At 58.8% G+C, this 11,610-nt stretch carries 11 protein-coding genes; 9 read left to right on the top strand and 2 right to left on the bottom strand.

The genetic code is table 11. The features are described from left to right. Window positions 1-31: 31 nt before the first annotated feature. Window positions 32-1,162, top strand: a complete 1,131-nt coding sequence (locus IEW73_RS12325) for a glycosyltransferase family 4 protein (protein ID WP_188675488.1) — start codon at window positions 32-34, stop codon at window positions 1,160-1,162. A 72-nt stretch (window positions 1,163-1,234) separates the two neighbouring features. On the opposite strand, the gene IEW73_RS12320 is transcribed toward IEW73_RS12325, so the two are convergent. Beyond that, window positions 1,235-3,028, bottom strand: coding sequence for an AMP-dependent synthetase/ligase (locus IEW73_RS12320; RefSeq protein WP_188675485.1), 1,794 nt, complete (start codon window positions 3,026-3,028; stop codon window positions 1,235-1,237). A 135-nt stretch (window positions 3,029-3,163) separates the two neighbouring features. On the opposite strand from IEW73_RS12320, the gene IEW73_RS12315 reads away from it, so the two are divergent. The 7 genes from IEW73_RS12315 to IEW73_RS12285 all read left to right on the top strand — a co-directional run bounded on the left by IEW73_RS12315 (window position 3,164) and on the right by IEW73_RS12285 (window position 8,845). Further along, entirely contained in the window at window positions 3,164-3,559 is a 396-nt protein-coding gene (locus IEW73_RS12315) for a polyketide cyclase / dehydrase and lipid transport (RefSeq protein WP_188675482.1), read from the top strand. Window positions 3,560-3,569: 10 nt separating this feature from the next. After that, window positions 3,570-4,007: an SRPBCC family protein gene (locus tag IEW73_RS12310; RefSeq protein WP_188675478.1), complete on the top strand. Its 438-nt coding sequence runs from the start codon at window positions 3,570-3,572 to the stop codon at window positions 4,005-4,007. Window positions 4,008-4,020: 13 nt separating this feature from the next. After that, window positions 4,021-5,313: an ArsA family ATPase gene (locus IEW73_RS12305; protein ID WP_188675476.1), complete on the top strand. Its 1,293-nt coding sequence runs from the start codon at window positions 4,021-4,023 to the stop codon at window positions 5,311-5,313. Further along, on the top strand, window positions 5,298-5,792 hold the full coding sequence (locus tag IEW73_RS12300) for a hypothetical protein (protein WP_188675474.1): 495 nt from the start codon (window positions 5,298-5,300) through the stop codon (window positions 5,790-5,792). The genes IEW73_RS12305 and IEW73_RS12300 overlap by 16 nt, the downstream gene beginning before the upstream one ends. Next, the gene (locus tag IEW73_RS12295; RefSeq protein WP_188675471.1) at window positions 5,792-6,799 is read left to right on the top strand and encodes an ROK family protein; all 1,008 of its coding nucleotides are present in this window, start codon (window positions 5,792-5,794) and stop codon (window positions 6,797-6,799) included. The genes IEW73_RS12300 and IEW73_RS12295 overlap by 1 nt, the downstream gene beginning before the upstream one ends. 105 nt (window positions 6,800-6,904) lie before the next feature. Next, entirely contained in the window at window positions 6,905-7,402 is a 498-nt protein-coding gene (locus IEW73_RS12290) for a polyadenylate-specific 3'-exoribonuclease AS (protein WP_188675468.1), read from the top strand. 57 nt (window positions 7,403-7,459) lie between these two features. Next, a complete protein-coding gene (locus IEW73_RS12285; RefSeq protein ID WP_188675465.1) occupies window positions 7,460-8,845 on the top strand; it encodes a class II 3-deoxy-7-phosphoheptulonate synthase in 1,386 nt (461 codons plus the stop codon). Window positions 8,846-8,883: 38 nt separating this feature from the next. On the opposite strand, the gene IEW73_RS12280 is transcribed toward IEW73_RS12285, so the two are convergent. Next, window positions 8,884-11,043 carry a Stk1 family PASTA domain-containing Ser/Thr kinase gene (locus IEW73_RS12280; protein WP_188675462.1) on the bottom strand — a complete coding sequence of 720 codons (2,160 nt, stop codon included), beginning with the start codon at window positions 11,041-11,043 and terminating at the stop codon, window positions 8,884-8,886. 169 nt (window positions 11,044-11,212) lie between these two features. On the opposite strand from IEW73_RS12280, the gene IEW73_RS12275 reads away from it, so the two are divergent. Next, window positions 11,213-11,599 carry an Rv2175c family DNA-binding protein gene (locus IEW73_RS12275; protein WP_206050461.1) on the top strand — a complete coding sequence of 129 codons (387 nt, stop codon included), beginning with the start codon at window positions 11,213-11,215 and terminating at the stop codon, window positions 11,597-11,599. Window positions 11,600-11,610: the final 11 nt, after the last annotated feature.

Here is an 11,610-nt window from a genome sequence, read left to right as displayed (position 1 = left end):
GGATAGCTGAAGAAACCAATACGGTATGGGCATGCGTCGCACACTTTTGGTGACCAATGATTTCCCGCCGCGCCCCGGCGGAATCCAGTCATACATCCATACGTTGGCCTCTTTGGTCCCCCCTGACGATCTTGTCGTCTACGCCCCGAAATGGCGCGGAGACACACATACCCGTTTTGATTCAGAACAGCCGTTCGAGGTGGTGCGCCACCCAACTACCCTGATGGTTCCCTCGCCAGGTGTTCTGAAAAGGGCACGAGAGATTGTGCGTGATCGAAACTGTTCAGCGGTGTGGTTTGGTGCAGCAGCGCCACTTGCGTTGATGACGCCCTTCCTTCGCCGTTCGGGGGTGGAGCGAGCAGTTGCCTGCACACATGGACACGAGGTCGGCTGGTCCATGCTTCCGGTGTCGCGGCAATCACTGCGCGTCATTGGCGAAACCGCGGACGTTATCACCTATGTCAGCAAGTACACGCGTGGACGGTTTGCTTCAGCATTTGGCGCGAATGCGGCGCTAGAGCATGTTCCTCCGGGGGTCGACACAAACGTCTTCCGCCCGGACAGTGCTGCGCGGGAGTCGTTGCGTGCCCGTTACCGTCTAGGCGAGCGTCCCACGATTGTGTGTCTATCTCGGTTGGTTCCGCGGAAGGGGCAGGACATGCTGATCCGCGCACTGAGTGGAATCCGGAGCCACATCGACGGTGCGGCGCTTGTCATTGTCGGGGGAGGCCCTTACGGTCAGCAGCTCCGAAAGTTGGCACGAGAATGCGGCGTTGAGGACGATGTGATTTTCACTGGATCGGTTCCTTCAGACGAGCTTGCGGCGCATCACGCTATGGCTGACGTGTTTGCGATGCCGTGTCGAACTAGGGGAGCAGGACTGGATGTCGAAGGCCTCGGGATCGTCTTCTTGGAGGCTTCGGCCTCGGGGGTGCCCGTGGTTGCGGGCCGTTCCGGTGGTGCGCCGGAAACAGTTCTGGACCACGAAACTGGCCATGTTGTAGACGGACGTTCAGTTGCTGAAATTACCGAAGCGATCACCGCTGTCCTCAGTGACCTTGACCGGGCTCGAATGATGGGGAAAGCCGGACGCGAATGGGTGACACAGAATTGGCAGTGGGGCACGATGGCTCGGAGACTGCAGACTTTTATTGACGGTTAACGAGACGAAAATGGCCCCACCCGCTGGTTCGCGGGTGGGGCCATTCAAGTTTGGTGCTACTTGAGCCTGATACTACTTCGTGTATAGGCCTTCGATTTCGTCGGCGAACTTCTGCGCAACGACGTTCCGCTTGAGTTTCATCGACGGCGTCAATTCGCCGGTCGCCTCGGTGAAGTCAATGTCGAGGATCTTGTACTTCTTGATGGCCTCGGCGTTGGAGACGGTTTGGTTGGCTTGTGCGACGACAGCGTCGATCTCGGCAATGAGATCTGGATCGTTGCGCAACGATCCGACGCTGGTATCGGCAGGCTTGCCGTTGCGCTCGAGCCACCCTGGAATCGCTTCGGGGTCGAGGGTGAGGACCGCAGCAATGTAGGGCTTCTGGTCGCCGACAACCATTGCTTGGCTCACGATGGCGCTGGAGCGAAGGACGTCTTCGAGACCAGAAGGTGAAACATTCTTTCCACCTGCGGTGACGATGATTTCTTTCTTGCGCCCCGTGATGGAGAGGAAACCATCGTTGTCGAGTGACCCGATGTCACCGGTGTGGAACCAACCATCAACGATTGATTCCTTGGTGGCCTTTTCGTTTTGCCAGTAGCCATCGAAAACCACTGGTCCGGACAGCAAGACTTCGCCGTCTTCCGCGATACGAACCTTTGCTCCAGGCAGTGGCCTACCGACAGAACCGATTCGATGGTGACCTGGTGTGTTCACCGTGATCGCGGCGCTGGTTTCAGTCAAACCGTAGCCCTCGTACACCTTCAATCCGGCGCCGCGGAAGAAGTGACCGAGGCGTGCGCCGAGCGGTGCGCCACCGGCGATCGCTGCGGTGCATTGCCCGCCAAGCGCTGCAAGGAGCTTGCCGTAGACGAGCTTGCTGAAAAGTGCATGCTTGGCCTTGAGTCCGAAGCCTGCGCCGCCTTCGTCTTGGGCCTTGCTCCACGCGATCGCGGTGTCGGCAGCCTTGTCGAAAATCTTGCCCTTGCCTGCAGCGTGAGCTTTCAGGCGTGCACCGTTGTACACCTTCTCGAAGATGCGCGGCACAGCAAGAAGGACAGTGGGCTGGAAGCTGCCGAGGTGCGCAACGATGTTGGGGATGTCGGATGTGTGGCCGACTGTGACGCGTACTTCGACGCACGCGATGCTGATGACGCGAGCGAAAATGTGTGCGAGGGGGAGGAAGAGCAGCGTCTTGGCGTTTTGCTGTAGGTACTCGGACAAGCTCGACGCGAGGATGCTTTGGACTTCTGCCTGCAAGTTAAAGTGCGTGAGCTGAACGCCTTTGGGGCGTCCTGTGGTGCCTGAGGTGTAGATCAGCGTGGCGGGGTCAGCGGCGGTGACGGAGTTTACGCGAGCTGCAATGTCCTCGTCTGAGACGTCAGCGCCCGCCGCGACAAGCTCATCAAGTGCGCCCTCGTCGATGACGAGAACCTTCTTGAGGTCTTTCGCTTCGTCGGCTACTGCCTTGTGGGTCGAGGCGTTCTCGGTTGTTTCAACGACGAGGCCTACGGCGGCGGAGTCTTCGAGGATCCATTTAACTTGGTCAGGGGATGAGGAGGCGTAAATGGGAACGGTGACGCCACCGGCTGTCCAGATCGCGTAGTCGAGAACGACCCATTCGTATCGTGTGTTGGATAGAAGTGCGACTCGATCGCCCTTGTTGACGCCCAGAGCGACGAGCCCCTTCGCGACTTTATTTACGTTGTCAGCAAATTCCTTGGCTGTGACATCTGTCCAGTTCTCGCCGACGAGCTTCCGGAACAGGGGGTAGGTGGGGGCTTCTGCCGCGTTGCGCGCGACAGCATCTGCGCAGGACGCACCTTCCGGGACCGTAAATGTAGCTGGGACGCTGAATTCGCGCACTGATTACCTCCGTGATGTAGGCCACTTGTAAATCTGTGCCCCACTTTAACCTGCCATTGCATTCAATGGCAGGTGCCTATCCACACAGAGTTCAGAAAGTGGTGCTTGCGCTGTTGCTTGTGTGATGCTGTGGAGGTGAGCAGCATCCATGTTGCAGACGACACTTTTGTCGCTGCACCCCCCGCCATCGTCGCTGAAGTGTTCCAGGACCAGAGGCGTTGGCGCCGCTGGTGGCCCGATTTGCGTCTCGACGTTCGGCAAGATCGTGGTGAGCAGGGAATTCGATGGCTTGTTGCTGGAAAGTTGGACGGCACCATGGAGGTTTGGCTTGAGCCAAACCTTGACGGCACCACGGTGCACTATTTCCTTCACGCAGAACCTGTCGGTGGCAACGTCGATATCGCGAGCTTGCCTGAGGCAAACCGGGCGCGGCGAGTAGCGGGTCGCGCGATGGCGCTTGAGGTGAAATTCCTGGCAGAACAAGGACGTCGGCCAGGCGAGCCTGCTGTGGGCGCTGCGCCGGCAAGGTAGCGTTTAGGTCATGACGGAAAGGACCACGCAGTCGATCGTGATCGAGGCACCAGCTGATCGCATCATGGCGGTGATCGCTGACTTTGCCGAGTACCCAAGCTGGGTTTCTGCAGCAAAAAGCGTGGAAGTGCGGTCCTCACTACCCAATGGTCGAGCGTCGCGCGTGCGTTTTGTGCTTGACGCTGGGGTAATCAAGGACGAATACGAACTCGCATACACCTGGTCGCCGGACGGGTTGGTCGTGAGCTGGAAACTCGTTGACGGCGGAATTCAGAAGGCGCAATCGGGTTCTTACACGCTCGAACCGCTGCCCGACAACCGCACTCGCGTCACATATGAACTCGAAGTTGATTTGTCGATTCCTGTGATCGGGTTGCTGAAGAGGCGGGCCGAGAAGGTCATTACCGACACTGCGCTCAAGGAACTGAAGAAAAGGGTTGAGCGCTGAGCGGGGTTTACGGGTGACCACAACTCGGATTCGCCTGTTTGTTGGTAAGGGTGGAGTCGGCAAAACAACGCTGGCTGCGTCCACTGCTGTTGCCCTCGCGCGTACTGGTCAGCGCGTGCTGGTGGTATCCACGGACCAAGCGCATTCGCTCGCTGACGCATTTGGCGAATTGCAGGCTCGTGACGGCGATGGTTGGTGGGATGTTGCTGATGGCGTTCAGGCCCATCACATTGACGCAGTTGCGTTGGCTGAGTCGGCGTGGCGAAACCTTGTTGACAAGATGGACCCGCTGCTAGAAGTAGCTGCCCCTGAGGGAATCGATTGGTTTTCCCTCGAGCCGGAAGAGCTCACGGTATTGCCGGGGGTTGAGGAACTTTTAGCGCTCGCTGAGGTCGCACGCCTTGCGCGTACCAAAATGTGGGACGTTATTGTTCTCGATTGCGCACCTACGGCCGAAACGATTCGTCTGATCACCTTGCCCGAAACAGCACGATCCTACGTTGAGCGCTTGTGGCCTCAACATCGCAGAATTCACTCCGTCGGTCATCCCGGGGTTCAAGGTTTTGTGGCAGAACTTCTCGACAAACTGGCGGAGACCACTCTGGGTCTGAAAACGCTCTTGACGAACTCCACCTCGACACGGGTAAGCCTGGTGCTTACGCCTGAACGCGTTGTGCTTGAAGAGACTCGCCGAACCGTCACAGCGATGGCTTTGCTGGGAATGGCTCTCGACGGGGTAATCGTCAATAGAATGCTGGTTTCCTATTCTGAGGACGGCTCAGATGAGGATGCCTCAGATCAGGGCGGTGATACACAAGCGGAACGCGTGCCCGACACGACTAACGATCCCATTCGGACCTGGTACCACGCCCGAGTCGCAGAACAACGCGCGGTTGTGGACGAGCTCGCCCATGCATTAGGAGACACCCCGCTGCTCACCGCCGGGTACACCGCCTCCGAACCGGTGGGAATCGCTGCGCTTCGTGAACTTGCGGGCCAAGTGTATGGGCCAGACGGTCCGGTGTGGGGCGAGGTGGATCATCAGCACGACCCGAAGTTGGAACACGAGTCCGGCGATGGTCTCAAGGCGGTCTACCTGCTCCGCATTAAACTCCCGCTAGTTGACGCTCACTCTATTAAGCTTGGCCGAATTGACGATGATCTCGTCGTGGGGGCTGCGGGGATAAAGCGACGTGTCCCACTACCATCAGTGCTGCGAAGGTGCATAGTCATCGGAGCTCGTGTAGAAGGTAGCCAGTTGCAGATTCGATTCAGACCTAATCCGGAGGTGTGGCCACAGTGGTAGACGGATCAACCGCCACTGATGCGCAGGCTGGAATCCGCGCCGCAGTTCGAGAACTTCGTCAACTTGCGCAGGCGGTCGTCGAACGATACGAGCCGGCCTTGCGTAATTTTGCTGAAGGTCACCATGACGGCGCGATCACACGATCAGGTTGTGCCTGGTGCCCTGTGTGCGCAATTGTTGCCATCGCTAAAGGTGAGAATCACGAGCTATTGGGGTTTCTTGCTCGTCACGCTGCCACCGTTTTGGGCTTTCTCAAGACAATTTTGGAGCACGAGGACGACTCAACACTCGATGATGTGATCGCCATGCAGCTGTCGTCGATGTTCGATTTTGCGCGGGCCTTTACTGAGTACGGTTCTGAACCGACCGCGGCGCCGACAGCTACCGGCACGAACCCGTCGGCTGATGCCCCGACTGCCGGGCCCCGAGTGCGGCGGACTGCTCGGTTTGAACCAATTCCGGTGCTAGTCGGAACGTAGTGGACACCCCTGCGCGGCGCTCGCGACGTGACGTTTCACCGTCACCGGAGCTCGCCATTGGCGTCGACATCGGGGGCACAAATATCCGTGCTGGCGTTGTCGCCGCCGACGGCACAGTGATTGATACTGTGCATGCCCCCACGCCGCACTCTGTGGCGTCGTTAGAGTTGGCGCTAGAAGGCGCTATCAAGCAACTCATAGCAGATCACGCGGTGTCCGCAGTTGGTCTGGCTGTCGCAGGATTTCTGTCAAAGGATAAAACCACGGTCCAATTTGCCCCCCACTTGCCGTGGCGCCAAGCGCGGGTTGGCGTTGAACTGTCTCAGAGGCTCGGAGTTCCGGTGGTACTGGAGCATGATGCGAATGCTGCTGGTTGGGCTGAGTTTCGTTTTGGTGCCGCGATGGGCGGGGAGAATGTCGTCACGCTTGCCATTGGCACAGGGATAGGCGCTGCACTAGTCATTGATGGCGAAATCTATCGGGGAAGCTTTGGAGTGGCACCTGAACTCGGCCATCTCCAGGTTGTGCCGAACGGCAGAAGTTGCCCTTGCGGCAAGCGCGGTTGTTGGGAGCGGTATTGCAGCGGAACCGGATTGATCGATTCGGCCATCGAACTGCTCGCCGCAAACCCGAGGATGTCAACTCCGCTTGCTCGTGAGTTACGTCAAGACCCGGAGTCTGTTTCGGGGCGCAGGGTGATGGTGGCAGCGCAGGAGGGCGACCCGCTCGGGGAGGCAACTATCGCGTATTTTGCGCGGTGGTTAGGTGTGGGGTTGGCGCTCGTCAGTGATGTTTATGACCCTGATCTGATTGTGCTCGGAGGCGGTGTGGGTTCTGCGGCGCCACTGTTCCTCGACGAGGCCCGCGAACATTACATCGCGATGTTAACTGGTGCAGGGTATCGGCCCTTAGCGCGCATTAGAAGGGCGCAAATGGGGGAGGACGCTGCGACAATTGGTGCGGCAGATATCGCGCGAACAACACTGGCGGCGGAACGATCACACTAGTGCTCAGTCAGCTTCGCGTGAGAAACAAAGGTGCCCAGCAAACCTAGTACTCTGGCAGACTTAGCGAATCGACACCACGATACGACAGGCGGATGCAGAGAAACAGTGCGCTATTTTTATGACTGCGAATTTATTGAAGATGGGCGCACCATCGATCTCGTATCGATTGCAGTGGTGAGCGAATCTGGCCGTGAATACTATGCCGTTTCCACAGAGTTCGATGAATCCAAGGCAGGCAAATGGGTCCGGCAACATGTACTTCCCAAGTTGCCTTCGCCATCTTCCAAACTGTGGCGGAGTCGAAGCAGTATCCGTGACGATCTCGCACGGTTCCTCGCACCAGAGGACGGTGGGGTGGAATTGTGGGCTTGGGTCGGCGCATACGATCACGTAGCTCTGTGCCAATTGTGGGGGCCGATGACGGCACTCCCAGTAGGGATGCCTCGGTTTACTCGCGAGATCAAGCAACATTGGGAAACGCATGGTAAACCGCATTTGCCGCCAGCCCCCGACGATGCTCACGACGCCCTCGCTGACGCCCGACACAACCGGGTTAGATTCCTCGCGATTGAACACCACAGGGAGCAGCGACGCACCGTCTAGCCTCTCAATTTCACACCTCCTGAGCGGGCAGGCGGGTAAACGACCTACTCTAGAGATGTGAACTGGACTGTCGACGTTGCCATCGATGAATTGCCGGAACTTCCGCCGCTACCGGGCGACCTGCGAAGCAGGCTCGACGCGGCGTTGGCGAAACCCGCACTGCAGCAGCCATCGTGGCCCGCAGGGCAGGCCGCCACGATGCGAACTGTGCTTGAATCGGTACCACCGATTGCTGTCGCCCCTGAAGTTGATGCACTGCAGGACAAGCTCGCTGCGGTAGCTAGGGGTGAGGCATTCCTATTGCAGGGTGGTGACTGCGCTGAGACTTTTGCGGACAACACTGAGCCTCACATTCGTGCGAACATCCGCACACTGTTGCAAATGGCGGTCGTGCTGACATATGGCGCAAGCATGCCGGTAGTGAAGGTCGCGCGCATTGCCGGCCAGTACGCCAAGCCGCGGTCGTCTGATCTCGACGCGCTCGGTTTGCCGTCGTATCGCGGGGACATGGTCAACTCCCTCGCCCCCGACGAGATGACCCGCAAGCACGATGCGTCAAGGCTCGTGCGTGCGTATGCGAATGCCAGTGCTGCAATGAACCTCGTACGTGCGTTGACGGGGTCCGGGCTAGCCGACTTGCGCCTCGTGCATGAGTGGAACCGTGAGTTTGTGCGCACTTCGCCCGCTGGCGCTCGGTACGAAGCCCTCGCTAGTGAAATTGATCGCGGGCTGCGTTTCATGGATGCGTGCGGCGTCTCGGACCCCGAATTGCACACGGTGGACATCTATTCCAGCCACGAGGCGTTGGTGATGGATTACGAACGTGCCATGTTGCGTCTCGATGAGCGTCGGGAGGAACCACGCTTGTACGACTTGTCGGCGCACTTCTTGTGGATCGGGGATCGCACTCGTCAGCTTGATGGCGCGCACATCGCGCTTGCCGAGCTGATCTCAAACCCGATCGGTTTGAAGATTGGACCTTCCACGACTCCCGATATGGCTGTGGAATATGTCGAACGACTCGATCCTCACAACAAGCCTGGTCGGCTGACACTGGTGTCTCGCATGGGCAACGGCAAGGTTCGCGACGTGTTGCCCCCAATCGTGGAAAAGGTCCAGGCCACGGGGCACCAGGTGATTTGGCAGTGTGATCCGATGCATGGCAACACTCACGAGGCGACGACTGGGTATAAGACACGGCACTTTGACCGCATTGTCGACGAAGTGCAGGGGTTCTTTGAGGTGCACAACGACCTGGGGACTCACCCTGGCGGCATTCATATTGAGTTCACCGGCGAGAACGTAACCGAATGTCTTGGTGGTGCTCAGGAAATTTCCGACCTCGACCTCGCAGGGCGCTACGAGACCGCGTGCGATCCGAGGCTGAATACCCAGCAGTCGCTTGAGCTGGCGTTTCTTGTTGCGGAGATGCTCCGGGGCTAAGGCCAGTAAGGCAGGCCCCAGGAGTTGTGGTGATGCTGCTACGGCAGGGCGGTGAGTGTGATTGTGCCGCCAGGCCGTTGCCGCGATCCCGCACTGGGGTTCTGCCCGATCACGATGGACGAGTCAGAACTAACTAGCTGCCGGACATCGACATTGAAGCCCAAGTCGGATAGTTCGGTGCGGGCGCTCCCCACATTGCGGCCGAGCACTGAAGGTACGCGAATCGCGTTAGACACCACTATTGTGACGGTTTCCCCTTGGGCAGCTTCCGACCCAATGGCAGGCTGCGTTTCCGCAACGTCACCGTCGTCTATCCCGCCGTCAAATTCTTCGGTGATGGTTCCGACGTTCAGCCCGGCGTCTGCAAGTACTGCGCGTGCGTCGTCAACGCTCATTCCGCGGACGTTGGGGACGATGATTGGTTCGCCACGGCTGGGCGTGACGGTGACGGTGGAGCCGACATTAAGAGTGGTGCCCGACGCGGGTGACAGGGATACTACGGAACCCTCTGGTCGGGTTTGGTGAAAGACACCGTCTCCCAGTACCGGAACGAAGGTGCGGTCACGAAGCTCGTCGATCATGTCTTCGACAGTGATATCGCCATCAATCTCGGGGACGGTGGGTTGGCCGAGCGACACGGCGAGAACCACATCGGACCGCCGCACAATCCGACTACCAGGTGAAGGTGTGATGTCGAGGATTGTGTCGGCGGGTATGGCATCTTGGTACTGGCCGTCGCGCACCGGGCGGAGGCCTGCTTCTTCGATTGCTGATTCGGCGCTCGTGAGGTCAAGCCCGGTGATTTCTGGGACATTGACGTACCGTCCTGACCCGAACCACCAACCAGCCATACCAATTGTGGCCGCAAGTAATAGGACGATGATGAGCAGCACTAGCGGTGAACGGGGACCGCGACTTGGTGAGAGATCATTTTCCGAAGGGTGTGGCTGCCCAACAGCGGCGTCGCCGGTCGGCGGTGTGCTGGTGGTCTGTGGCGCACCTACTGGCAGCACAGACGTCGGCGACCCAGCCTGCGGCACAGGAACAGGTGGCCCAGGAACAGGTGGCACAGGGACTGGCGGTACCGCAACAGGGGGTGCTGAAACAGGAGGCGACAGCGCGGTAGTTTTTTCACTTGGACTACGCCCAGTGGCGTTTTCAGGCGGAGCTACCCCCGACTCGTCGGCGATCACGGTGGTGTGTGAACCAGCGTTGGCGGTTTCGGTGCTGTCAAGGTTGGCGCCGCCATGTTTGTCTCCGCCTGCGACCCCGTGCATCGTGGACATCGTCTCGTGTTGGGCAGACCGCTTGGGTGCGGGAACACGATATTGCGGCAAAGCTAACTTGTCGGTCAGGGCGACCAGTGCGTGCACCATCTCTGAGGCATCGGCAAAACGCTTTTCCGGCTCACGCTGTGTTGCTTTGACAACGAAGGCGTCTAACTCTGCCGGTACTCCAGCGATAATGCTGCTCGGTGCGGGTACGTCGTTGCTTGTTCGTTGGTATGCAATGGCGATCGAACTGTCGCCCGTAAACGGGGTACGCCCAGTCAGCATCTCGAACAGCAAAATACCCATGCTGTAAACGTCGCTCCGAGCATCTGCGCTACCAATGCTGACTTGCTCTGGCGACAGGTACGCGGCGGTGCCAAGAATCATGCTGCCCGATGTTGTGCCCGAGGCCGCCACCGCGCGTACAAGGCCAAAGTCGGCGATCTTTACCGCGCCGGAATCAGAGATCAGAACATTCTCGGGCTTAATGTCGCGGTGCACTAATCCTGCGCGGTGGGCGACTGCTAGTGCCCGCAACACAGGCCGGGCAACGGCCGCGGCGGCATACGGGGGCATGGGGCCGCGTTCACGCAACAGTTCGCGCAACGTGCCACCAGGAACCAGTTCCATGACGAGGAAAACGTGCTGGCCATCGGTGCCTTGGTCGTGGACGGCAACGAGGGCCGGGTGGTTGAGTCGCGCTATGCTTCGTGCTTCAAATTCGAAGCGCTCAAGGAACTGGGGGTCTTCAGAGAAGCGGGGATCCATCACCTTGACAGCGACCGGCCGGTCGAGGCGAACATCCATGCCTTGGTACACAACTGACATTCCACCCCGAGCGATGGGGGCGTCAATGCGGTATCTGCCGTCGAGTAGGGCACCGACAAGGTTCAACGAGTCTGAACCTTTCGGACTAATGTTCCCCATATTTCGTCAGCTCCTACCGTTATCTGTATTGCCCGGAACTTCACTCCAGTATTTGGTCTAGGTTGTGGAGTTCCCAACATGACGTACTGCTCGATCGTAGCGGGATGATTTCGGCTTTGTCGCAACCGTCAGTTCAACTCATTGGCCGTCGGGGCGCTACGGTAGCACTGTGAGTACGTTTCCTGTGTGTGATGATGTTCTGTCTGAAACCGATGAAGTCCTGACGCTGCCTGACGTAGCGGAACTCCTTGGCGTCCCGGTGACCCGGGTTCATCAAATGTTGCGCGATGATCTGTTGCTCGCGGTTCGCCGCGACAAGATCGCAGTGATTCCGTCCACTTTCTTTGTGGCCGATGAAGAGAACGTCGGAAAGCAGCGGGTCCTGAAGCAACTCCCTGGGTTGATTGCGGTACTGCGCGATGGCGGGTACTCGCACGCGGAGGCTTTGCGCTGGATGTATGAAGAAGATCCGTCTTTGCCAGGGCGCCCCGTGGATGCGTTGCATACGCATTCTGCGCGTGAGGTAGTGCGTCGAGCGCAAGCTTTGGCGCTGTAGCGGAGCTCGTT

The organism is Hoyosella rhizosphaerae, assembly GCF_014643175.1.
In the GTDB taxonomy this organism is placed as follows: Bacteria; Actinomycetota; Actinomycetes; order Mycobacteriales; family Mycobacteriaceae; genus Lolliginicoccus; species Lolliginicoccus rhizosphaerae.
This window is presented reverse-complemented; position numbering and strand designations above follow the sequence as displayed.